This is a genomic window from Streptomyces sp. WAC 06738, from assembly GCF_003945505.1.
Classification (GTDB): Bacteria; Actinomycetota; Actinomycetes; order Streptomycetales; family Streptomycetaceae; genus Streptomyces.
In genome coordinates, this window is the sequence record NZ_CP029618.1 from 7,092,318 (window position 1) to 7,116,140 (window position 23,823).

Annotated in this window: 19 protein-coding genes; 8 read left to right on the forward strand and 11 right to left on the reverse strand. The window is 72.7% G+C overall.

Annotation, left to right across the window (positions count from 1 at the left end; all coding sequences use genetic code 11):
* Window positions 1–17 precede the first annotated feature (17 nt).
* The 5 genes from DMB38_RS30920 to DMB38_RS30940 all read left to right on the forward strand — a co-directional run bounded on the left by DMB38_RS30920 (window position 18) and on the right by DMB38_RS30940 (window position 6,261).
* Entirely contained in the window at window positions 18–1,052 is a 1,035-nt protein-coding gene (locus DMB38_RS30920) for an ABC transporter permease (protein WP_125937903.1), read from the forward strand.
* Window positions 1,049–1,813, forward strand: a complete 765-nt coding sequence (locus DMB38_RS30925; protein WP_125937904.1) for an ATP-binding cassette domain-containing protein — start codon at window positions 1,049–1,051, stop codon at window positions 1,811–1,813. Before DMB38_RS30920 ends, DMB38_RS30925 begins: the two co-directional genes overlap by 4 nt.
* Entirely contained in the window at window positions 1,803–2,936 is a 1,134-nt protein-coding gene (locus DMB38_RS30930) for a glycoside hydrolase family 99-like domain-containing protein (RefSeq protein WP_125937905.1), read from the forward strand. The genes DMB38_RS30925 and DMB38_RS30930 overlap by 11 nt, the downstream gene beginning before the upstream one ends.
* Window positions 2,937–3,077: 141 nt before the next feature.
* The gene (locus DMB38_RS30935; protein ID WP_164716145.1) at window positions 3,078–4,751 is read left to right on the forward strand and encodes a DUF4038 domain-containing protein; all 1,674 of its coding nucleotides are present in this window, start codon (window positions 3,078–3,080) and stop codon (window positions 4,749–4,751) included.
* Window positions 4,752–4,938: 187 nt separating this feature from the next.
* On the forward strand, window positions 4,939–6,261 hold the full coding sequence (locus tag DMB38_RS30940) for a BNR-4 repeat-containing protein (RefSeq protein WP_125937907.1): 1,323 nt from the start codon (window positions 4,939–4,941) through the stop codon (window positions 6,259–6,261).
* 611 nt (window positions 6,262–6,872) lie between these two features.
* On the opposite strand, the gene DMB38_RS30945 is transcribed toward DMB38_RS30940, so the two are convergent.
* From DMB38_RS30945 to DMB38_RS30960, 4 genes are all read right to left on the reverse strand, one after another.
* Window positions 6,873–7,754 carry a carbohydrate ABC transporter permease gene (locus DMB38_RS30945; RefSeq protein ID WP_125937908.1) on the reverse strand — a complete coding sequence of 294 codons (882 nt, stop codon included), beginning with the start codon at window positions 7,752–7,754 and terminating at the stop codon, window positions 6,873–6,875.
* Window positions 7,751–8,716: a sugar ABC transporter permease gene (locus tag DMB38_RS30950; protein WP_125937909.1), complete on the reverse strand. Its 966-nt coding sequence runs from the start codon at window positions 8,714–8,716 to the stop codon at window positions 7,751–7,753. Before DMB38_RS30950 ends, DMB38_RS30945 begins: the two co-directional genes overlap by 4 nt.
* A complete protein-coding gene (locus tag DMB38_RS30955; RefSeq protein ID WP_206337770.1) occupies window positions 8,706–10,031 on the reverse strand; it encodes an extracellular solute-binding protein in 1,326 nt (441 codons plus the stop codon). Before DMB38_RS30955 ends, DMB38_RS30950 begins: the two co-directional genes overlap by 11 nt.
* Window positions 10,032–10,135: 104 nt before the next feature.
* A complete protein-coding gene (locus DMB38_RS30960; RefSeq protein ID WP_206337771.1) occupies window positions 10,136–11,401 on the reverse strand; it encodes an ROK family transcriptional regulator in 1,266 nt (421 codons plus the stop codon).
* Window positions 11,402–11,504: 103 nt separating this feature from the next.
* Between DMB38_RS30960 and DMB38_RS30965 the strand changes: the two genes are divergently transcribed.
* The 3 genes from DMB38_RS30965 to DMB38_RS30975 are packed head-to-tail and all read left to right on the forward strand — an operon-like array spanning window position 11,505 to window position 15,603.
* Window positions 11,505–13,733, forward strand: coding sequence for an alpha-N-acetylglucosaminidase (locus DMB38_RS30965; protein ID WP_125937912.1), 2,229 nt, complete (start codon window positions 11,505–11,507; stop codon window positions 13,731–13,733).
* Window positions 13,730–14,632, forward strand: coding sequence for an N-acetylmuramic acid 6-phosphate etherase (locus DMB38_RS30970; RefSeq protein WP_125937913.1), 903 nt, complete (start codon window positions 13,730–13,732; stop codon window positions 14,630–14,632). Before DMB38_RS30965 ends, DMB38_RS30970 begins: the two co-directional genes overlap by 4 nt.
* Window positions 14,629–15,603: a BadF/BadG/BcrA/BcrD ATPase family protein gene (locus tag DMB38_RS30975; protein ID WP_125937914.1), complete on the forward strand. Its 975-nt coding sequence runs from the start codon at window positions 14,629–14,631 to the stop codon at window positions 15,601–15,603. Before DMB38_RS30970 ends, DMB38_RS30975 begins: the two co-directional genes overlap by 4 nt.
* 244 nt (window positions 15,604–15,847) lie before the next feature.
* On the opposite strand, the gene DMB38_RS30980 is transcribed toward DMB38_RS30975, so the two are convergent.
* The 7 genes from DMB38_RS30980 to DMB38_RS31010 form a co-directional block, all read right to left on the reverse strand.
* Window positions 15,848–16,417: a pyrroline-5-carboxylate reductase gene (locus DMB38_RS30980; protein ID WP_206337772.1), complete on the reverse strand. Its 570-nt coding sequence runs from the start codon at window positions 16,415–16,417 to the stop codon at window positions 15,848–15,850.
* Between the two features lie 193 nt (window positions 16,418–16,610).
* Window positions 16,611–17,036, reverse strand: a complete 426-nt coding sequence (locus DMB38_RS30985) for a thioesterase family protein (RefSeq protein WP_125937915.1) — start codon at window positions 17,034–17,036, stop codon at window positions 16,611–16,613.
* A 35-nt stretch (window positions 17,037–17,071) separates the two neighbouring features.
* Window positions 17,072–17,554, reverse strand: coding sequence for a YbaK/EbsC family protein (locus DMB38_RS30990; protein WP_240662783.1), 483 nt, complete (start codon window positions 17,552–17,554; stop codon window positions 17,072–17,074).
* 80 nt (window positions 17,555–17,634) lie between these two features.
* A complete protein-coding gene (locus DMB38_RS30995; protein WP_240662784.1) occupies window positions 17,635–17,883 on the reverse strand; it encodes a helix-turn-helix transcriptional regulator in 249 nt (82 codons plus the stop codon).
* Window positions 17,884–18,325: 442 nt separating this feature from the next.
* Window positions 18,326–20,149 (reverse strand): ABC transporter ATP-binding protein, encoded by a 1,824-nt coding sequence (locus DMB38_RS31000; RefSeq protein WP_125937918.1) that lies wholly within the window; start codon window positions 20,147–20,149, stop codon window positions 18,326–18,328.
* A 21-nt stretch (window positions 20,150–20,170) separates the two neighbouring features.
* Complete coding sequence (locus DMB38_RS31005) at window positions 20,171–21,892, reverse strand: ABC transporter ATP-binding protein (protein ID WP_125937919.1); 1,722 nt, start codon at window positions 21,890–21,892, stop codon at window positions 20,171–20,173.
* Window positions 21,889–23,823 (reverse strand): hypothetical protein, encoded by a 1,935-nt coding sequence (locus tag DMB38_RS31010; RefSeq protein ID WP_125937920.1) that lies wholly within the window; start codon window positions 23,821–23,823, stop codon window positions 21,889–21,891. Before DMB38_RS31010 ends, DMB38_RS31005 begins: the two co-directional genes overlap by 4 nt.

Below are 23,823 nucleotides of genomic sequence, written 5' to 3' on the forward strand. Positions count from 1 at the left end.
ATCCCGAAGGGACACCGATGACCACGACACACAAGACCGCGGGCCTCGCGCCCCCCGGCCCCGGGGACGGGGGCGGAGCGGGGACCGCGGCGGAAACCACAGTGCGCCGCCGCTCCTGGGCCGGCCTCGCGCTGGACCTCGGGATCTACCTGGCGCTGCTCGCCCTGGTGATCTACTTCTCGGTGAGTTCCGAATTCTTCCTCACCGAGCGGAACCTGCTGAACATCGGCCAGGCGATCGCCGTCACCGGCATTCTCGCCGCGGGCATGACCGTCGCCCTGATAGCCGGTCAGCTCGATCTCACGATCGGCGCGACGCAGGGACTCACCTCGGTGATGACCGCGACCGCCCTGCAGAACTGGGGGCTGGGCATCTGGGCCTCCCTCGCCGTGGGTCTTCTCGTGGGCCTCGCCGTCGGCGCTGTCAACGCCACCCTCGTGGTCGGGGTCGGCATCAATTCGATCATCGCCACCCTCGCGGTGAGCATCGCCGTCTACGGTCTGTCCCTGCAGATCACCGACGGGGAGAACGTGGTGGTCACCGACACCACCCTGCAGGACGCGGTCAACTCCCGCCCGCTCGGACTCCCCGCCCCCCTCATCGTCATGATCGTGCTGTACGCGGTGCTGTACGTGGTCCTGAGCTACACGCGGTTCGGCTACCACGTCTACGCCACCGGGGGGAACGAGATCGCGGCCCAGCGCACGGGCATCCGGGTGCGTCCGCTCTACGTCGCGGTTCTCGTCCTGTGCGCGGTCCTCGCCGGCATCACCGGCATCATCAGTACCGGGCGCGCCGGTTCGGGCGGGCCGACGTTCGGCCAGGGAGCGGAGTTCGACGTCCTGGCGGCGGTGCTCCTGGGCGGCATCGGCCTGGGCGGAGGCGCCGGCCGCATCCAGCGCACGCTCGCCGGTGTGCTGCTGATCGGCGTACTCAACAACGGCCTCACCCTTCTCGACGTCGACTCCTACACCCAGAAACTCGTCCGCGGGCTGGTGTTCGTGCTCGCTGTCGTGCTCGGTGCGATCGCAGAGAGGAAGAGCCGCCGATGACCACCGCAGCCGGACAGTCCACCACGGTGCTGCGTACGAGCGACCTCAGCAAGAGCTTCGGCCACGTCAGCGCCCTCAAGGGCGTCTCGTTCGACCTCAAGAAGGGCGAGGTACTTGCCGTCGTCGGAGACAACGGTGCCGGCAAGTCGACACTCATCAAGCTCCTCTCGGGCGCCTACGACCCCGATCCCGGGGGCTCGATCGAAGTGGACGGCACCAAGCGGCGCTTCAAAGGCCCGCTCGACGCGTCCGAGGCCGGGATCGCCACCGTCTACCAGGACCTGGCCCTGGTGGACACCCGGGACGTCGCATCGAACCTGTTCCTGGGGCGAGAGCCCCGCCGCGGCCCCTTCGTCGACCGCAAGACGATGATCGCCAAGTCGGAGGAGGTCCTGCGCGACTTCACCTTCCGGCTTCCCAGCGTCCGCGTCCCGGTGAGCCTTCTCTCGGGCGGCCAGCGCCAGACGGTCGCCATCGCCCGCGTGCTGCTTCAGGGCGCCCACATCGTGATCATGGACGAGCCGACGGCAGCCCTCGGCGTGCAGGAATCCGAGCGGGTGCTCACGCTGATCCGGGATCTGCGTGACAGGGGGACAAGCGTCATCGTCGTCAGCCACAACCTCCAGCAGGTGTGGAAAACCGCAGACCGGATCATGGTGCTTCGGCTGGGGGAGGTCGCCGGTATCCGGCACACCGCCGACTCCTCGGTCGACGAAGTCGTCCGCCTCATCGTCCACGGAGGAGAAACCGTTGCCGACTGACCTGCTCGCCTACTACTTCCCGCAGTACCACGCCGACCCGCGCAACGATGTCCTCGTCCACCGGGGCTGGACCGAGTGGGAGGTACTGCGCGAGGCCCAGCCGCACTTCCCCGGACACCACTGGCCGCGCACCCCGATATGGGGCGCGACGGACGAGGCGGACCCGGCCGCCGGCCGCCGCAAGGTAGCAGCCGCACGAAATGCCGGGCTCGATGGCTTCATCCTCGACTGGTACTGGTACGACGACGCCCCCTACCTGAACCGATTCCTGGATGACGCTCTGCTGCCGTGCCTCGACGGCGGCGACTTCCGGTTCGCACTCATGTGGGCCAACCATCCCTGGCATGACCTGTACCCGTCGACCGTGCCTGACACGACCAGCGGCCCGGCAACCTGGTTCCACGCCCCTACCAGCACCTACGCCTTCGAGCGCGCCACCCAGCACGTCATCGACCACTACCTGACGCACCCCGCGTACTGGCGCATCGACGGCCGCCCCTACTTCTCGATCTACGACCTCCCCGACCTGCTCCAGGCCCAAGGAGGGGTGGCGGCCACCCGCGGACTGCTGGACAGCTTCCGGATCCGGGCCGCCGACGCCGGGATCGACATTCACCTGAACCTGGTCTCCACCCGGTTCGTCGACAACCGAACGGACGTCCTCACCACGCTCGGTGCCGACAGCACCACCCACTACACGTGGTGGCACCACGACGACCACGGCTTCGACCGCTTCCCCGCCGCCCCGTACGCGCATGTCGCGGCCAAGGCCGCGAAGGCGTGGCCGCACTACCTGGGCCAGGAGGCGGTGCCGTATCTGCCCAACGTCACGGTGGGGTGGGACCCGAGCCCGCGCACCGAACGCTGGGACCACGACCGGGATCGCGGCTACCCGTACACCGGCATCACCGCGGACCGTTCCCCTGAGATTTTCGGCACCGCGCTTCGTGAGGCGATCGAGGTCGCCGAGCGCGCGGGGGCACCGGCAGTGCTGATCAACGCGTGGAACGAGTGGACCGAGGACAGCTACCTCGAACCCGACGACCGCTTCGGTACCGCCTACCTGGACACCCTCGCCCAGATCACGGCAGAACGCCGCACCCGGTCCGCGTCCGGCACCTGAACACAGCCCCTCAACGACCCGCGCCCGAGCCGGTACGGAAGGGGCCGCACTCCGCCCTGTGAATGAATCGATTCAAAGAGAGGTGTGGAACGTATGCTCTCCCGCTGGCGACCCTTCGCCGCTGCTCTTATGGCAGCAGCGGTGTCCACTGCGCTGCTGACAGCCTTCGAATCGGAAGCTCCGGCTGCGGCCAAGGGACCGAGACTGACCGCCGAGACCTGGCGACCCGTCGAAATCCCCCTGCACAGCACCGTCGAATACGCGGACCCGTACCGCGACGTGAACCTGACCGCCACCTTCACCGGGCCAGGCGGGCGGCGGCTGACCATGCCCGGCTTCTGGGACGGGGGCGACACCTGGCGGGTCCGGTTCTCCCCGCCCTCCCCGGGGCGCTGGACCTACACCACCAGCACCGACAGGCCGGACAGCGGGCTGGACGAGCACCGCGGAACCATCGACGCCAGGGCGTACGAGGGTGACCTTCCGATCTACCGGCACGGCTTCCTCAAGACCAGCGCGAACAACCGCTATATGACCTACGCGGACGGCACTCCGTTCTTCTGGCTCGGCGACAACCAACAGAGCAACCTGGTCGGCCAGACCAGGTACGGCGAGTCGAACGACCCGCGGTTCGCCTCCCAGTTCAAAGGCGTCGTCGACACCCGCGACAAGCAGGGCTTCAACGTCATCTGGAACGAGACCTTCGCGAACCACGACGGCACCCGGAACGAAGGCGGGCCGGCCTGGCTCGACAGCACCTTCCACACCCTCAACCCCAAGTTCTGGGACGATGTCGACCGGCGGATCGAGTACATCGCCGACAAGGGCATCGTCGACGCGCTCGCCATGGGCGTGGGCAGCAGCCTGACCGAGGCCACCGAGGACCAACTGCCCGAGTACAAGCGCCTGGCGCGTTACCTGGTGGCCCGCTACGCGGCCTACCCCATGGTCTGGCTGACGGCCCAGGAATTCGACAACCCTGGCAACTGCGCCCAGTGCTGGGAGCAGGTCGCCCAGGTCTTCGCCGAGACCGACCCGTACCAGCAGCCCGCGTCGCTGCACAACTACCCGATCTACGCGGGCGGCGGCATCCAGCCCCGTGACCAGAAATGGTACGGACTCGTCACACTGCAAGAAGGACACAACAGGGTCGACGGCGTCGCCGACTACTGGCTGAAGCAATACCAGAAAACGCCGACCCGCCCTGTCGTCGAGGCCGAAGCGAACTACGAGGGCATCGACGTCTACTGGGACAACCACGCGATAGTGCAGAACTGGCAGACCCGGGAAAGCGCGTGGAAGGCCAGGGTAGGCGGGGCAGCCGGCAACAACTACGGTGCCGCCGGCGTCTGGTGGACGTGCTGGACCGCCCAGGACGCCAACGAGAACTGCCAGAACTTCGGCAGCACTCCCTGGAACGAAGGGCTCTTGCTGCCCGGCGCCGCGCAGATGGGCCACCTGAAGTCCTTCTTCACCGCTCTCCCGTGGTGGCGCCTGGCACCAGCTCCGAACGCCCTCACGTGGGCCGGCGACGCGCCCACCGATACGCAGATCGCGTTCGCGTCGACCACCACCGACCGCTCGACCACCGTCGTGTACTACCCGCACCGCATCGACGGAGGCGAGCCCTACACCGGAACCCTCACGGGCCTGACGCGCGGCACCTACACCCTGAAGTGGTTCGACCCCAGGACCGGCCGGTACACGCCCGCCGGTTCGGTCGGCATCACCGATGCCCAGGGCGCCGCGCACCTCCCGCCCGGGCCCACGGCCGCCGACGACTGGGCGTTGCTCGTCACGAGGTCGGCCCGGTAACCGGGGCGACGGCAAAGCCCTCCGCGTCGTCGGCCCGGAGGAGCCCACGGGCCCTTTCGGGAACGGCGCTCACCCTTCACCCCCCGCTGCCGGTTGCCCTGACGCGGCCGGCCGAACCCCGACCGCAGACCGCAGGGCCGGTCAGCGCCAAGATCGCTCACTTCACCTGCCGAAGGAGACCTCGCGCATGCCCGCACTCAACCCCCGTCCGCCGTACCCGGGGCGCCGCACCTTCCTGGGCGCCCTCGTCGCCACCGCAGCCGCCCCCGGGCTCGGCGCCCTGCCTGCCGGCGCCGCAGCAGCCACGCCCTCGACGCGGCGACCTGTCGCGGCAGGTACGAAGGCGCTGGCGCCCAGCGGCGCCTGGTGCTGGTTCGGCGACCCCCGGGCCGTGCACCACCGCGGCACACACCGGCGCACCTACGTCGGCTACATCACCGCCGCCGGCGACATCAACGTCACCCAGTACGACCACGACACCGGTGGCTCCACCACCTCGACACTGATCAGCGGCTTCCAGATCGACGACCACAACAACCCCTCCATCATCATCCGCCACGGCCGCGTCGTCGTGTTCTTCTCCGGCCACGGCGGCGACAAGATGTACTACCGGCGCTCCGTCGCCGCCGAAGACATCAGCCAGGGCTGGGAACCGCTGAAGACGGTGCCGACGAACATCGCGGGCGGCTGGGGCTACACGTATCCGAACCCGGTCGAGCTCGCCGCCGAAGGGAAGAAGCTCTACTTGTTCTGGCGAGGCGGCAACGCCAACCCGACCTACTCCACCACCACCGGCGGCGACGTCTGGACCCCGGCCCAGAGCCTGGTCGACGTGCCCGGCCAGCGCCCCTACGTCAAGATCGCCTCCAACGACACCGACACCATCCACTTCGCCTTCACGGACGGCCACCCCCGTAACGTCGACACCGGCATCTACTACATGTACTACCGGAACGGATCCCTCTTCCGCGCGGATGGAAGCCGGATCGGCCCGCTCGGCACCCCGGTCACCCCCGACCAGACCACCTGCGTCTACGACTTCGCCTCCGGCGGGGGCAAAGCCTGGATCCACGACATCGCCGACGACGGCGACGGCCGGCCCGTACTGACCTACGCGGTCTTCCCCACCGACACCGACCACCGCTACCACTACGCCCGCTTCGACGGCAGTGCGTTCACCGACTACGAACTCACCGCGGCGGGCGACAGCATCAGCGAAGACACGAGCGAGCCCAACTACTCCGGCGGCATCACCCTCGACCACGACGACCCGTCCGTCGTGCTGCTGTCCCGGGAGATCGGCAAGGTCAACGAGATCGAGCGCTGGACCACACCCGACCACGGCGCCACCTGGAGGAAGAAGGCCATCACCGCGGGCTCCGGCGAACCGCAGGTACGCCCCGTCTCCCCCCGCGGCCTGCCCTCGGGAGAGCCGCTCGGCGTGCTGTGGATGGCCGGCCGCTACCCCAGCTACACCACCTACCAAACCCGCATCATGGCCACCACCTGAAGGGACGGCTCACCGACGACAGCCTCCAGACGAGACCGGCGTTCACGAAACCCCAGCGCCAACCCGGTCTCGTCACGGCCGACTCGGAGACTTCTTGCGCGCCGCGGTGAGTCCGAGGGTGCGGCCCGGAGGCGTCGTCGAGAGCCTGAACTTCTCGCTTAACTGTTCGTAGCTGTTCACCGTGGTTCGGTGCCCTTCTTTGGTGGGCGGGCCGGGGGTATGCCCCGCGGGTGGCCGCATACAGTTCGGCTTGGCCTCCGACCGGCCACACCCACGCCAACCCCGGCCCCCCTGGGACCGACGACAGAAGGACACCCCCGGTGCCCGAAGAACCAGCCCCCTCGGTGACCTCCACCCCGGCGAACGTGTCCGAGCGACGATCACCAGCCACGACCCTGGGGCATCAGCGCTGAGATCCACGGCTACGAGCCGGTCGGCGGGTCACGATCGAGCTGGTCGTGGGTGAAGTACGTCCTGGCACATCAGTCGTCGTCCGCGTAACAGCAAGGGTCTCGATCCCCTTTTGCGGCTCGTGGCCGACGAGGTGATTGCAGGAGTCACCCTGGCCCCGCTCGCTCTATCACCTCCCGGAAGGGGCCGCCCGGCAGCCCTCAGCTTTTGATCGCGCCCTGTGTGATGCCGTTGACGAAACTGCGCTGGAACGTGAGGTAGACCAGCACGATCGGGGCGATGACGATCAGGCTGGCGGCGGCGAGAAGGGGGATGTTCGTCGAGTACTGGCCGACGAAGAGCCCGAGACCGGTCGGCGCGGTGCGGCGGTCCGGGTCCTGCATCATGACCAGCACGAGCAGGAACTGGTTCCAGGACCACATGAAGTACAGGACCGACAGCGTGGTGATCGCCGGCCACGAGATCGGCAGCAGCACCCGCACCAGGACCGAGAGATCCCGGGCGCCGTCGATGCGCGCCGCCTCGACGAGTTCCCTGGGAATGCCGGAGAAGTGCGCCTGCATCCAGTACACGCCGAACGGCATGAACAGCGCCACCTCGGCGAGGATGATGCCGCTGTACGAGTCGGTGAGGCCGACCTCGCGCAGGTTGTAGTAGAGGGCCACCACGACGAGCTCCACCGGCAGCGTCAGCCCCAGCACGAACCCGGCAGAGAGCGTCCGGTTCCCCCACGCCTGGAGCACGGTCAGTCCGTACGCCGCGAGCGTCGCCAGCGTCACCGCCAGCGGCACCACGCAGACCGCGATCAGCAGGCTGGACCGCATGAGGTTGCCGAAGTTGCCCCGCTCCCAGGCCTGCTGGAAGTTCCCCCAGGACCATTCGCCGGGGATGCTCAGCCCGCCGACCTGCTCGCCCTGCGGGTGGAGGGCCGCCAGCACGATGCCGGCGAACGGCAGCAGCACCATGGCCGCGAGCGCGACGAGGACTCCGTAGCGCAGGCTCGTGCCCCTGGCCGTCACGCCGCTCCCGGCGCGCGTGCCGCGGGCCTTGGGCCCGGGCCGGGCGCTCACACCGCCGCTCATGCTCGACTCCTGTCCCGGGCGAGATATCGGATGGCGCTGACGACGGCGACGACGAGCACGGTCAGCACGACGGCGAGCGCGCTGGCGCCGCCGATGTCCCCCTCGTTGAACGCCAGCCGGTACACGAGCAGGGCGGGCACGTTCGTCTGCCCCGCCGGGCCGCCGTTCGTCGTGACGAAGACGAGGTCGAAGCTGGCCAGGGCCGCGATCGTGGTGATGACTCCGGCGATCGTGATCTCCTGCCGCAGCCCGGGGAGGGTGACGTGGCGGAACTGCTGGAACGGGCCCGCGCCGTCGAGGACGGCCGCCTCGTAGAGCGCCGTGTCGATCTTCTGCGCGCCGGAGAGGAAGAGCATCATGCACAGCCCGCTCATCGTCCAGGTCCCGATCAGCCCGAGCGCGATCAGCGCCAGGTCGTAGTCGCCGAGCCAGGGCCGGGTCAGCGAGCCGAGGCCGACCAGGTCGAGGAGCTGGTTGACGACGCCGGATTCGCTGTAGAGCCACCGCCAGGTGACGCCGACCGCGACCAGGGGCAGCACCTGGGGGAGGAAGAAGACGATCCGGAAGAACGTCATCCCCTTACGCACCTTGCCCAGCAGCAGGGCCGTCATGAGCAGCCCGACGACCACCGGCACGAACGAGAAGAAGACGATCAGCACCAGGCTGTGCAGGATCGCCTCGTAGAGGGCCTCGTCCTGGAAGATCCGCGTGTAGTTGTCGAACCCGGCCCAGGTCGGCGCCAGCACGCCGTCCCACTCGAAGAAGGACAGGCGCAGCGTGTTGAGCGCCGGCCAGATGGCGAACCCGAGATATACGCCGAGCGCCGGCAGCACGTACAGCCAGCCGCGCCACCGCCGCCCGCGCCCGGGGGCGCGGCGTGCGCGCCCGGTTGCGGCGCGGCGCCCGCCGCGGGCCTCCGCGGCCCGCGGCAGGGTGGCCGGCGTGCTCAGGTCATGAGCCATGGTGCTCGTTCCACGACTCCTGCAGCGAGCGCAGGAAGTCGTCGGCGGTCGTCTTGCCGCTGATGAGGCCCTGGACGCCGGGCGTCAGCTTGTCGATCATGCCGGGGGAGGCGTAGTCGGGGAACGGAACGATGCCGTCGGCCTGCGCCACCGGCGCGAAGGCGGTCGCGATCTCGTTCCGTACGCCCTCGGCGCCCAGCTCCGCCTCGGTGTCGACCGGCATGAACCCGGTGTCGAACTGGATCTTCGCCGCCTCCGGCGAGCGGAGGTAGTCGAGGAAGGCGGCGGCCTCGTTGGGGTGCTCCGACTTCGAGGAGATGGCGTACGCGACGCTGGCGCCGGAGGCGACCTTCGCCGTGCCGCCCTCGGGGGAGGGCATGGGGAAGAAGCCGACGTCGTCGCCCATCTCGGCCTCCAGCGCCGCGGCGGCCCAGTTGCCGGTGACGAGGAACGCGCTCTTGCCGGCGGCGAAGTCCGCCTGCGCGTCGGTGTCGGCCGTGGCGTTGGCCGACTCGCGCGCGTAGCCCTTCTCTATCCAGCCGGCGAGCTTCTCGGCGGCCTTGCGCGCGTCCTCGTTCTCGATCGTGGCGCCCGGCTTGCCGTACACCCAGTCCCGGTACGAGGCGACGTCGCCGGTGACGTTGAGCAGCGCGTTCCATAGCTGGAAGCCGCCGACCTGGAGTGCGCCGAGGCTCAGCGGGGTCTGGCCGGCGTCCTTCACCCGCCCCATCGCGTCCTCGAAGTCCGCCAGCGTCGCCGGCACGTCCCGCACGCCCGCGTCGGCCAGGGCCGACTTGCTGTAGAACACGCCGAGCACCGAGAGGGCGCCGGGCGCGGCGTAGAGGTTGCCGGTGCCGAACTGCTTGGCCGACTCGTCGGAGCTCAGCACCTCCAGGCTCGCCGGCGGGAACTTGTCCTGCCAGCCGTACTCCTTCGACCAGGGGCCGAGGTCCTGGATGAGTCCGGCGGGGACCAGGGAGTTCATCGCGCCGGGGTTGTACTGCGCGAGGTCCGGCGGGTTGTCCGACGACATGCCCAGCTTGATGGACTTCACGTAGTCGTTGAACGGCGTCTGCTGGGTCTTGATCGTGATGTTGGAGTGTTTCTCCTCGAAGCCGTCGATGAGCGCTTCGGTGGGCGGGTCGTCGGTGAAGGCGAGGGTGAGTGTCACAGGGTCGTCGGAGATGGTCGTCGACGCGTCGACGTCGTCGTTGGTGTCTCCCTCCGCTCCGCCGCTTCCCGCGCAGGCCGTCAGGGCGAGTGCCGCCGCGGTGCCGAGCGCTGCGAGCGCCTGCCTCCGGGCTGGTGCCGTCATCCGCATGACCGTCCTCCTCTGTGTTCCTCTGTCGGGTGCTGCCGGACACCGGCGCCGGGCGGCGTCGGAGGCGGGGGGCGTGTGGGTGTGGGGGTGGCGCGTGCTCAACGGGCCTCCTGGCGGGCGCCGGGCACGAGGCCGAACCTGGTCCGCTCGATCTCGTCGAGCGAGTGGTGCACCGCACCGTGCACGACGGCGTGCTCCCGCAGCGTCGAGACCGCCAACGCGGGCTGGTCGAGCTCGTGGTCGGACAGATGTCTGCGAACGGCGGCGAGCAGTGTCTCGCCGCACCGGGCCATCGGCCCGCCGATGACCACGAGCCGCGGGTCGAGGATGACCCGGATCGCGGCGACGCCCTTGGCGAACCGGCGGGCGACCTCGTCGACCGTCTCCAGGGCCGCAGGCGTGCCGTCGACGACAGCGTCCAGAACGGCGTCGAACGCCCGGTCGCCCGCGGCGTCGAGGCGGTCCCGGAAGGCGTCGTCGCCGGCCTGCTCCGCGGCCCGAGTGGCCAGCCGCACGATCTCCGCGCCGCCGACCCACCCCTCGAACGGGCCGAGCCCGTGCGGGCGCCGGGCCGCGCCGGCGGGCCCGGCGCCCGGCCCGTCCGCGAACAGATCGAGGAAGCCGAGGTCCCCGGCGTCGTTGGAGGCGCCGCGGTGGAGCTCGCCGTTCAGCACGATGCCGGCCCCGACGCGCTCGCCCCAGTGGACCATCACCAGCGAGTCCTCGCGCCGCTCCGCGCCCCGCCAACGCTCGCCCTGGGTGGCGAGCTTGACGTCGTTGTCCACGTAGACCGGGCAGCCGAGGGCGTCCTTCAGGCGGCGTACGAGGATGTCGCCGGTCAGCCCCGGCATGCTCGGGATGAGCCTGATGACCCCCGTCGCCGGGTCGACGATCCCGGACGCGCCCACCGAGGCGAACCAGACGTCGCCGGCCGCGACTTCCGTCGAGGCCAGCGTCTGCTCCACCGTGTCCAGCAGCGCCTTTACCGCCACCTCGCCGCTGACCCCGGCGCCGAGCTGCACCACCTCGCTCGCGGCGACCGTTCCCGCCAGGTCGGAGACCGCGACCCGCAGGTCCTGCGGGCTGACCGACAGGCCGAGCACGTACCCCGCCTCCGCCCGGAAGCGGACGAGCTGCGCGGGCCGCCCGGCGCGGGCGGAGTTGCGGTCGAGGGAGCCGAACTCGACGAGCCCCTCGTCGACCAGCGCGTTGAGCGAGCGGCTCACCGCCTGCCGGGACAGGCCCACCGCCTTGGCCAGCGCGGACACGCTCATGCTGGGCCCGGTGCGCAACTGCCGCAGGATCGCGGCGGCGTTGACCTCCCGCATGAACCGCGTTCCGGCGGCGACCAGTTGGTCCTCCACGACACCCCTCTCTCGGCACCCCTGATCTCGAGGATGTGGCGGGTACGCTAGCATATTAATTACGATCCGTACGTAACTAATTCATCAAGGGGTTGACGTTGCGATGCCGACCGGAGACGGGGAGCGGGAGACGCCGGAGTGGACGGTGGCCGTCCGCGGCCTCGCCGAGCGGGTCCTCGGCTCACAGGCGGCCGATGCGGTCCATTTCGCGCCACTAGGCCGGGAATTGCGGAGCTATGCCTATGAAGCTGCCGGCGGCGTGCTCACCGTCTCCGCGACGGACGGGGTGAGCGCGTCCGTCGGGCTTCACCACTACCTGCGGGACCGCTGCCGCCTGACCGTCGGCTGGGACACCGAGCTGCCACTGCCCGTCACGTCCCTCCCGGACAGCCCGCGACGGTGCGGCGAGGCGCGTGTGCAGGACGGCTACTACCTCAACTTCTGCACGTTCAGCTACACGATGCCCTACTGGGACTGGCCGGACTGGGAGCGCGAGATCGACTGGATGGCGCTCCACGGCATCACCATGCCGCTCGCCGTCACCGGCCACGAGGCCGCGCTGTACGCCGCCTACTCCCGCACCGGCCTCGACGACCGTGCGATCCGCGACTTCCTCGGCGGGCCCGGCTACCTGCCGTTCCAGTACATGGGCTGCCTCGACGGCTTCGCGGGACCGCTGCCCGCCTCCTGGATCACCCGCCACCGCGACCTCGGCGCCCGCATCCTCGACCGCGAGCGCGCCTTCGGCATGACGCCCGTGCTGCCCGCCTTCACCGGGCACGTCCCGCGGGCGATCGCCGCCTCGGCCCGCGCCCACCGCCGCGGCTGGCAGGGGTTCGACACCTGGGTGCTCGACCCGGCCGACCCGCTGTACACCAGGCTGTGCACCGAAGCCGCCTGCGCACAGGCCGAGTTGTACGGCACGGACCACCGGTACGCGGCCGATCCCTTCATCGAGATGACCCCCGTCGACGCCGACCCCGCCTTCCCCGGCGCCGTGGCGGACGCGACGCTCGCCGGGTTGCGCGCCGCCGACCCGGACGCGGTCTGGATCATGCAGGCCTGGCCATTCTCGTACCAGCGGGACTTCTGGACCCGCGACCGCGTCGCCGCCTTCCTCGACGCCATCCCCGACGACCGGATGGTCGTGGCCGACCTGTGGGCCGAGTACGACCCGCAGTGGGAACGCCTCGACGGGTTCTCCGGCAAGCCCTGGCTGTGGTGCGCGCTGCTCAGCTTCGGCGGCCGGACCGACCCGGTCGCCGACCTGCGCGGGGTGCCCGCCGCGGTGGACGCCGCGCTGGCGGCGCCGCACCCGCCCGCGGGACTCGGCCTGGCCATGGAGGCCACCCGCAACAACCCCGTCTTCTTCGAGCTGACCGCCGACCAGCTCTGGCACCGAACCTCCGATGTCGGCCCCTGGCTCGACGACTTCGTGGACCGGCGCTACGGCGGGCGCGGCGACACCGGCACCCTGCGGACCGCCTGGCGGGGCCTGCTGGACACCGTCTACGACGCCCGGGGCCTGCGGATCTTCCCCGAGCAGTACAACGGCATCCTCACCGCCAGGCCGTCGTACGCGCCCGTGCACGGCGGACTGCCGGAACTGCGCGCCGACGTCGCCCGCACCCTCTGGTACGAGCCGGCCGCGCTGGCGGCGGCCTGGGAGCGGCTCGTCGAGGCCGCCGAGCGCGACCCCGGGCTGACCGCGGGACCACTGGGGCACGACCTCGTCGAGACGGGCATCGCGTTCGTGGCCCGGGTCGCCGACCGGTACCACCTCGACGCCGTGGCGGAGTCCGTCCACCGTGGCGCCGGCAGCGGACCGCACCTCGACCGGTTCCTGCGCGTCTTCGACGACCTGGACCGGATGCTCGCCTGCCGGCCCGAATACACCTTCCGGCACTGGGAGTCCAAGGCGCTGGCCTGGGCCGCGGGGCCCGCCGACGCCGACGTGCTGCGGGACAACGCCCGCCGCATCGTCACGGTGTGGGGCGCCGCGGCCGGCGGGACTCTCGACGACTACGCAGGCCGGCACTGGAGCGGGCTCGTCGGCGGCTACTACCGCGACCGCTGGGCGCTGTGGGCGCGCGGCCTCGACCGGGCTCTCGCCGAGCCCGGCGGCGCAGCCGCCGAGCGCGAGCTGCAGGACGAACTGCGGTACCGCGCCGAGCAGTTCCTCCGCGAAGGACCGGCACCCCCGCCCGCGGACCTCGGCGACCTCGCCGCCGAGTCCCGCCGGCTGTTCACCGCGTACGCGAACCAGGCCGACGCACTCGCCCAGCCGCCGACCGACGACAACCACGCCCACGACCGACGAGGAGCACGATGACCCCGGCCGTACCGCCCACGGAGCGCCGCAACCCGCGCACCGCCGACATCGACAGCCTGCCGACCCGCGACGTGCTGCGGCGGCTGCACGACGAGGACGCCCGGGCCGTCACCTCCGTCGGCCCGGCCACCGCCCAACTCGCCCGGGCCGTCGACGAGACGCACCTGCGGCTCGGACGCGGCGGGACCGTCCACTACTTCGGCGCCGGCGCCTCGGGACGCCTCGCCGTGCTCGATGCCACCGAGATCACCCCCACGTTCGGCGCGCCGCGCGAGCTGTTCACCGCCCACTTCCCCGGCGGCCCCGCCGCCCTCGCCGACTCCTCGGTCGACCGCGAGGACGCCGAGGCGCTGGGCGCCGCCGACGCCGCCGCGCTCCGTGAGGCCGACGTGGCGATCGGCATCACGGCCTCCGGCTCCACCCCCTACGTCGCCGGCGCACTGCGCGCCGCCCGCGCCGCGGGCGCGCTCACGGTGCTGGTCACCTGCAACCCCCAGGCTTCGCTGCTCGATCCGGCCGACATCGGCGTCGTCGCCGACACCGGACCCGAGGCGCTGACCGGCTCCACCCGGCTCAAGGCGGGCACGGCCACCAAGGTGATCCTCAACTCGTTCTCGACCGCGCTGATGATCAAGTCGGGGCGTACGTACGGCAACCTCATGGTCGGCCTCGTCGCCACCAACGCCAAGCTCCGCGATCGCGCCGTCGCCCTGCTCGTCGCGGCCACCGACGAGGACGAGGCGACCTGCCGATCCGCGCTGGCCGAGGCCGACGGCCGGCTGCCGGAGGCCCTCGTACGGCTGCTCACCGGCTGCCCGGCGGGGCAGGCGCAGGCCGCGCTCGCCGACCACCCCGGCGTTCGGGCGGCCGTCGCCGCGCTGAACGGGAACACCCGATGAGCGCAGCGGGCTTCGCGGGCGTCGACGTCGGCGGCGGCGGGATCAGAGTACGGATCGAGTCCGGCGGCGGGCGCTCGTACGGGGAGGACGTGGCGCCCGTACCCCGGAAGAACGGCCGGGTCGACCTCGACCAACTCGCCGTACGGATCACCGGCCTCGTCGGGAGCGCGGCGCACCCCGGGCCGCCCGTGGACCGGCTCGCGGGCATGGCCGTCGGCATCACCGGGCTGCCTGGCCTGGTCGGCGACCCCGGCGAGCTCTGGCACACGCTGCGCGGGCGGTTCGGCCTCGGCGCGCTCGTCGTCGCGGGCGACGCGGTGACCACGCACGTCGGCGCCCTCGGGTTCGAGCCGGGCGTCGTCATCGCCGCCGGCACCGGCATCATCACACTCGGCACCGACCTCGACGGCGTCTGGAACCAGACCGACGGCTGGGGCCACCTGCTCGGTGACCACGGCGGCGGCGCCTGGATCGGCCGGAAGGGCCTCCACGCGGCGCTGCGCGCGCACGACGGCCGGCCCGGAGGGTCGACCGCCCTGCTGGAGCGCATGACGGCCCGCTTCGGCCACCCCCTGGACCTCGTCGCCCTCATCTACGAGGGGAACGCGGCGGCGCACCACCTCGCCTCGTTCGCCCCGTCGGTCGGCGACGCGGCACGCGCCGGGGACCCGGTCGCCGCCCGGATCTGGACCGAGGCCGGCCGCCATCTCGGCCAGTCCGCGGTAGCCGCCGCCACCGGGCTCGACCCGGTCTTCTCCTGGGGCGGCCGCCTCTTCGACGCCGCCGACCTGCTCATGGAGCCCTTCCGCGACACCGTGCGCACCCTGCTCCCCGACGCCCGCTTCACCCCGCCGCGAGGTAACTCCGCCGACGGCGCCCTGGCCCTGGCCCGGGCGGCGTCGGCGGGGACGCTGCGGCCGCACTTCCCGTATCTGTACGTCTTCGCCGCCGACCGGACGCCGGCAGGGTGAAGCACCAAGTGCGCGGACGGGGGCGGGCGGGCGGCCATCTCGTTGCCCCTACCGGCATACACCACGACATCACCGGCCCCGCGGCGTCCGCGTACGCCGTGTCGGCGCCCGGCAGTTCCGGCTCACGGCGGGACAGCGCCACCACATGATGGTCCCCCGGGGCCGCCGCCGGCAGCCGGACCACCTGCCCGAGCGCGCGTTCGCCTGGACGGGCAGGGGGTGCGCGGGCCCTGTGCCGACGTGCCTACCCGAGGTCTGCGAGGAGCGCGTCGAGCGCCCGGGCCAGGGCCTCGGCATTGGCCGCGTCGAACCACGTGGTGCGAAGGCGCTCGTTGAGCCCTCTCGGTGTCTCGTGGTCGCTCGCGAGCTGCTGCAACGAGCGCGTGTCGTCGCCCAGCGCACGCCCGACGCCCTGGAAGAGACCACGGAGGTAGCGGTCCGCGCCCTCGGGAGGAATGCCCTGACGGGTGGCCCAGTCGGAGAGCGTGGCCAGGTACCGGTAATGGGTGGTCAGCGTGGCCGTCAGAGCCTGAAAAACGTTGAGGGTCGCCTCGTCCGCGACGGGGAGCGTCCCACCGAGGCCGCCGAAGAGGTCGTCCACAGCAGGGTGGGAGGGGCAGGTCACGGTGACGGACCGGCGCTCGCGCGCAGAGGGCAACGGGATGGCGCGCACCATGGGGGCATCGGTGCCCAGCATGCGGCGCAGCTCGCTGATGGCGACACCGGTCATGACGCTGACCACGACCCTGTCGTCGCCGACCCGGAGCCCGGCGAGGGCCTCGACACGGTCCTGGGGGCGGACGGCGAGGATCACCAACTCCGATCGGCAAGCGATGGCCTTCGCTTCGATGCGCGGTCACCGCCGATTCCAGTGCCGTATCAGGCAACGTTTGCCCCGTCCGGTCGCCGGCGGGTGGGGGCAGCAGTCACCGATGCGGACATCGGCGCGGGCGGGGGCGAGTGGTCCTCCGCTGACGCCCCGAGTCCGGAGCCCGTCCCCGCCGGCATCAGCGGGCCGCGGCCGCCTTGGCGGCCATGCGGTCATCGAACTTCGACGCGTCGATGACGTGCCGCTCGTGGTGTCCGCTGCTGATGACGTCCTGGGCGTCCCGGCATTCGACGGCGAAGCGCAGTCGCCGCCCTTCCGCCTCGACCAGTTCGACGAATGCGGTGACCTCCATGCCGACCGGGGTCGCCGCGCTGTGGCTGAGGTCCACATGAGTGCCCACCGTCTTGCTCCCCTCCGGGAGCAGCGAAGCGACCGCCTCGATGCAGGTGTTCTCCACGAAGGCGACGAGATACGCCGTCGCGAAGACGCGGGGCATGCCGGCGAAGCCCGGCAGCGCGTCCGATACCGCAGGAACCGTCAGGTCGTCGTCGACCAGCAGTCGGGAGGTGTGTGTGAGGCCGGGCTTCGGGGCGGTCCAGGTCATCTGTCGAACCTCTCGCTCGTCGGTGATGCGATCGCTCAGGCTTCCCCGGCGGTGATCGGACGGATCCGCGCGCCGATGCGGCGCAGATGATCCTGGTAGTCCTGGGTGTTCAGCGCCAGGGAGCGATCCAGCCGTGCGGCGTTGAAGAAGATCTCGGGATGCTCCAAGAGCCGTGGGTCGACGACGAGTTCGAGATCCGGATCGAAGCTGAACGGCAGGATGGTGCCGCTGACGCTGCCCGAGAGAGCCTCGGCCTTCTCCGCCGACGCGAAGGACACGTACGTGCCGTCAGCGAGGTCCTTCAGCCCCTCCAGGTCGACCCTGGCATCGCCGGGGACGACGGCGAGGAAGTACCGCCTGGTGCGCTTGCCGGTCTTCACCATGACGACGAGGCACTTCGCCGCGTGGGCCACGGGGTGGCCGCGGTGCCGGCTGACCACCTCGGTGCGTCCCTCGGGGACGTGGTCGATGACGCGGTACCGGGCGCCGTGCGCGTCGAGGAGCGAGACGAGCCGCACGTAGGCATCCGTGCCGGAACTGTCCGCAGGGTCGGCGCCCTGAGCGTCTTGCGAGGTGGCTGCGTACTGCTGGGGCACTCTTACCATCCTTCGTCGAACATCCGCTTGACCTCGGCGATGCGCTGCTCGTCGCGGCGGTAGAAGGTCCACTGCTTGACCTTCTTGGCGCGCAGCAGACCCGTTCCGGTGAGCAGCTTGAGGTGCACGCTCGCGGTGGGCTGGCTCACGCCGAGCTTGTCGGCGATGAACACCGAGCAGACTCCGTCCTCGACGAGGTCGCCGTCACGCTGTGGCGGAAAGTGCGCGGTGGGATCCCGCAGCCACTCCATGATCGCCAGACGCTTCTCGCTTCCCAGCGCCTTCAGCACCTCGACGTCAAGCACATAGGCAGTGTGCTAATTAACTAAGTTATGTGTCAAGCCCGCCCCGGAGGGTCCTCTTGCTCGACGTCGCCTCATCGGGGTGAGGTCGGGGGCCGCGGCGGTACTGGGTCTGATCGCAGGATGCGGGGGCGACTCCGGGAGCGACGACGACGGCCCCGGTGACCCGGGCCTCCGGCGCCGAACCCGCGCCCCCCGACCGGCCCGCGGCGCCGGGCCGGGGGGCTTGCAGACGAACGGGCTCCCGGGAGCGTGTGCTTCCCAGGGCCCGCCGTCGTGCCGCCTGCAAGGGAAAGGTGGAAGACGATCAACCGTGATCAATACACCTGGCGCATGCCGCGAGCCCTGACGCAGCGTCTCGGAAGCTGTGCTGTGGACCGTGGTGCTCCGGTCATGCGGTGTCGCCGGCCGGTGCGGCCGGGGCTTCGAGGATCCGGGTGAGTGGCCCTTCCCGCTGGGTCAGTTCATGCCAGGTGCCCTCTTCGGCCACCTGGCCGTTCTCCAAGACGGCGATGCGGTCGGCGCGGCGGATGGTGGCGGGGCGGTGGGCGATGACGATGGTGGTGCGGTTCGTGGACGCGGCGGCCAGGGCGGAGGCGAGTTCGGCGTCGCCCGCGGTGTCGACATGCGCGGTGGCCTCGTCGAGGACGAGGATCCTGGGGTCGGCCAGCAGGGCGCGGGCGAGCGCGACGCGGGCGCGCTGGCCGCCGGAGAGGGTGGCGCCGCGTTCGCCGACGATGCTGTCGAGTCCGTCGGGCAGGGTGGCGGCGATGCGGTCGACGCCGCTTTGGCGCAGGACTCGTTCGAGCTGGTTCTCGTCGGCGGCGGGTGCGGCGAGGTGGAGGTTGTCGCGCAGTGTGCCGTGGAAGAGCGCGGTGTCCTGGCCGACGAGGGCGACGGCGTCGCGCAGGTGCCGGTCCGGCAGGTGGCGTACGTCGACGGGGTCGCCGCCGTCGGCGGGGAGGAGTTCGACGGTGCCCGAGCGGGGATCCCAGAAGCGGGCCAGCAGGTGGGCCGTGCTGGTCTTGCCCGCGCCGGAGGCGCCGACCAGGGCGAGCGTGCAGCCGGCCGGCACGGTCAGGTCCACACCGCGCAGGACGGGCCCGGCGCCGTAGTCGACGTGGACGTTCCGCAGTCGCACGCCGAGCGGGCCGGGCGGCAGCGGCCGGGGGTGCGTCGGCGGTGGGGCGCCCGCGGGGGCGGAGGTGGCGGCGTGGACGCGGGCCGCCGCGGCGCGCAGGGTGCCGGCCTGGCGCAGGGCGTCGGCGGCGGCGGCCACGGGAGAGAGCACGGACAGGGCGAGGGCCAGGGCGGCGGGTGCCCACGCGCCGTGCAGCCGGCCGTCGCCGGTGGTGGCGGCTCCGGCCGCGAGGACGCCGACGAGGGCGAGGACGACCAGCATGTCCTGGACGGCGGCGAAGGCGCCCTCGTGCCCGGCCTCGGCGCGCTGGGCGTCGGTGAGCCGGCGCCCGCTCGCGGTGAGCTCCGCGCGCCGCCGGTCCAGGGCGCCGTGGGCCAGGAGTTCGCGCAGACCGTCGACGGTGTCCACGGCGTCGGCGGAGAGCCGCGCGGTCGCGGCCCTGGTGATCTCCCCGCGCGCCGTGCGGCCCGCGGTTCCGAGGAGCGAGTGCGCCAGGAGTGCCGCCGCGGCGGCGAGTGCGGCGATCAGCAGCCAGGGGTCGAGGAGGCCGAGTACGGCCGCCCCCGCGGCGAAGACCACGGCGGAGGCGAGGAGTTGGGCGATGGTGTGGGCGTAGAAGAACTCCAGGGCCTCGATGTCGTTCATGGCGGTGGCGGCCAGGTCCCCGCTGCGGCGCCCCGCGATCCGGGCGGGGGCGCTGCGGGCCAGTCCGTCGTAGACACGGACACGGAGCCGGGCCAGGACGCGGTAGGCGAGGTCGTGGGAGAGGTCCATCTGCCGCCAGGTGGCGAACGCGCGCAGCAGCACGAGCGCGGTGAGGGCGCCGATGGTGGCGCCGTCCGGGCCGGTGCCGTCGATGACGGCGCGCCCGGTGGCGTACGCGAGCCAGGTGACGAGCACGACGAGGCAGGTCTGGTCGGCCAGGCAGGCGACGGCGGTACGCGCCGCCATGGCCCGGTGCGGGCGCAGGGCGGGCAGCAGGCGGCGCAGCGCCCCCCGCGCGGGCGCCGGCGGGCGGCTGTGCGGGGGTGCGGTGTGGGTCGACCGGGTGTCCGTCGCCGGCTGGGGCGTCATGGTTTCTTTCTCCCGTTCCGGTCAGGACCGCAGGTCGGCGGCGACGAGTTCGGCGTACGTGCCCCCGGCCCCGGCCAGGCTGCGGTGGTCGCCGACCGCGTCCAGACGGCCGTGGTCGAGCACGACGACGCGGTCGGCGTGCCGTACCGCGGCGAGCCGGTGGGCGACGACCAGGCAGGTGCGGCCCTGCGTGGCCTGCCGCAGGGCCTCGGTGATGAGGCTCTCGCGGGCCTCGTCGACGGCGCTGGTGGCCTCGTCCAGGATCAGCACGGGTGCGTCCGCGAGCAGTGCGCGCGCCAGGGCGAGCCGCTGGCGCTGGCCGCCGGAGAGGGTCGCGCCGCGCTCGCCGAGCACGGTGGCGTACCCCCCGGGCAGCGTCGCGATCTCGTCGTGGACGCCCGCGTCGCGGCACGCGGCGGCCAGTTCGTCGTCGCTCGCGCCGGGACGGGCCAGGCGCAGGTTGTCCGCGACGGAGGCGTGGAAGAGGTACGTGTCCTGCGAGACGACGGCGATACCGCGGCGCAGCGCGTCCAGTGCCAGGTCGCGGATGTCGGTGCCGTCCAGCAGCACGGCGCCGGTGTCGGGGTCGTGCTGCCGTTGCAGCAGTGCGAGCAGGGTGGTCTTGCCCGCCCCCGACGGGCCGACCAAGGCGGTGGTGCGCCCGGCCTCGCAGGTGAAGGTGACCCCGTCCACGGCAGGCCGGGCGGCGCCGGGGTAGGTGAACGTCACGTCGGCGAAGGTCAGGGCAGGCGCCGACGTCCAGGCCGGGTGCAGTGTCCCGTTGTCGGGTGTGGCGGGCCGGGCGGTGCGCAGGGCGGCGATGCCGTCGGCGGCGGAGACGCCGAGGTAGCCGGCGTGCCACTCGCGCGACAGGTCGCGCAGCGGCCGGAAGCACTCGGAGGTGAGCATCAGCAGCAGGTACGTCTCACCCCCGGCGGCGGCACCGGTGGCGGCGGAGGTGCAGGCCAGCAGGACGGCGGCGAGCGTGCCCGCCTGGATGGCCAGGTCGGTGAGCGCGGTGTCCACCAGGGAGACGCGGAGCTTGGCGACCGTGGCCCGGTGCACCTGCCCGGACCGTTCTTCCAGCGCGGCGCGCTTGCTGCCCACCGCCCCCGCGGCGCGCAGCGCCGGCATGTGCTGCAGCGCCTCCAGGTAGTCGGCGGCCAGGTGCTCGTAGGTGTCCCAGTGCTCCTTGCCGCGGCCCGCCAGCGCACGGTCCCACAGCCGCGGGGCGAGCAGGGCCAGCGCGACGGCGGCGGTGAGTACGGCTGCCGCGGCGGGGTTCAGGACGGCCACCCAGACCAGCAGCGCGGGGGTGGCCAGGCCGACGACGGCGAGCTGGGGCAGGTAGCGGGAGAGGTAGGCGTTGACACCCTCCACGCCGTCCACCACGGTGGCGCGCAGCGCCCCGGCCCGTGCGGCGGACCGGTGGGCGGGGCCGAGCCGCCCGAGTCGCGCGACCAGCTCGTCGCGGAGCCGCAGCCGGATCCTGGCCCCGGCGTCCGCCGCGGCGATCCGCTGCCGCCAGGTCAGCAGCGCGCGCAGCGCGACGACGGCGACGACCGCGCCGAGCAGGGCCGGCAGCCGGTCGTCCCTGCCGCAGGCGATGTCGGCGAGCGCCGCCGCCAGGAGCGCGGCCTGCGCGACGTGGGCGGCGGTGACGGCGGCGAGCAGCGCGGTGGCGCCCGACAGCGGGCCGGGGGCGGTACGGGCGGCGCGCAGCAGCTCGGGGTGGAGCATCATCGGCGTTCGTTCCCTGCGGTGTTCGGATCGGGAGTGGCTGAGGTGCCCGCCGCTGCCTGCGCGGGTGAGGCCGGTACGGGACCTTTGCGCCCCACCTGCGCGGCGTCCTCGGGCGCGGCCAGTGCGAGGCCGTGGACGACCCACCGCTCGCCCCGGGCGTCGCCGAGCGCCGCGCCCAGGTCCGCCCGCTGCCAGGAGCCGACGGGCCGGCTGCGCAACCCGAGTGCGGCCGCGGTCACTTCGGCGGAGGCGGCCGCGTACCCGGCGGCCAGGTGCACGGCGCGCACACCGGCGGGCGATGCGTCGCCCGGGGCGCTACGGGCGAGAAGAACGGCCCCGGCACCGGCGAGCCAGCCCTGCCCGGCCGCCCAGGCGGCGAGCGCGGGGCGCGCCTCGCCGCGGGCCATCAGACGCAACGGCGGGGCGGGCGCGGCGCCCTCGTACGGGCGCGCTTCCTCCCGTACGGCATGGCCGCCCGGCTCCTCGGGGCGGTCCGGGCGCGAACCGGGGCCGGCGCGGCCGGGCACAAGCAAGGCTTCATCCCCGCCCGCACCGTGGCTGTCCGGGCGCCGGTCGCCGAGGTTCCGGTCCGTGTGGTCGCGGTCGCCCGCCGCGGGGGAGACGACGCCCGTTCCGGCGCCGCCGGCCGGGGCCAGCAGGCCCGGGTTCCGGCCGCCGACCGCGGCACACCAGGCGGGCCCGGAGGGGCAGGCGGCCGCGGCCGCGTGCAGCACGGCGGCCAGCGCGGTCCGTTCCGGCTCTCCGGCGAGCGGCGGGAACGCGCTGCGCCGGCGTCGAAGGGCGGCCGGCAAGGCGCCCTGCGCGCAGGGCGGTTCGACGCGACCGCCCTGCCACGGCGGACGGGCCCGCCACCAGGCCGGCCGGTCCCCTGCATGAGGGGCGCGGGTGAGCGCGCCCAGTACGGCCGCGGTACGGCGGCCGACCGGACTGCCCGCCGCCGGCCCGGCCCCGGGTGGCGCCGGGAGCCGAACCGCAGCCCACGCGGCGAGCGGACACACGTCGCCGTCCGGGGCCCCGGCAGGCCCTGGCGGCGCGTCGTACGTGCCGGTTTCCGCCGCCGCGGGCGGGATGCCGGATGTCCCCGGTCCCGCCGCTCCGGGGCGGATGTGGACGGCGGCGAGCGGGTGTTCCGGCGACGTACCGGGCCACAGGTCCCGCCAGCTCCCGGGCGGGGGCAGGCCCGCCGCCGCGGCCAGCAGCGCCCCGTCCGCGTCCAGGCACACCCGCGCCGCGTGACCCGTGCCCACCGATGCCAGCGCGAGCGCGGCGGCGGCATGGCCGGTGTCCAGCAGCAGCAACGGCCAGGCCCGGTGGCCGTAGTGGGAGACGGTGCGCTGCGCGGCCACCGTGAGGACGGCGACGACGCCCCGGGCGGCGTTGCCGGGAGCCGGACCGCGGCGGTGGACCCGATGGGTCAGCGGGTCGTACGCGTAGCGCCCCGGCGGGAGCGGGCAGCCGGGGCCGACGAGCAGGTGGGCGCGGACCGGGTAGCGGCCTCCGGCCGAGGCGGCGGCACGCGGCCTGGCGGCCGCGCGGCCGGTGTGGAGGCCGGCGGTGGCCGCGCCCGGAGTGCCGTGCGCGGGAGCGGCGTTGCCGCCGGAGGTCCCGGCGCGGGCCGGCTTGCCCGCGGCGAGGGACAGGGTGAGCACGGTGTCGAGGTCGACGTCCCCCGCTCCGGCAGCGGGCACGCGGCGGGCGGGCTCCCGCCAGCGCTGCCGGGCGGGACCGGAAGGGGTGTCGGGCTCGACGGGGCGGCCGGAGCGGGCGTCGGCGAGGGCGGCGGCGACGAGCCGGGCGTTCGCACGTGTTCCGGCGGCGTCCGGCCGTACCCCGGGGCCTTGTTCCGCCGGCTCCGGTTCCGGGCCGCCCGCGCCGGGGGCGCCTGCCCGGGCGGTGGAAGAGGTGGTCAT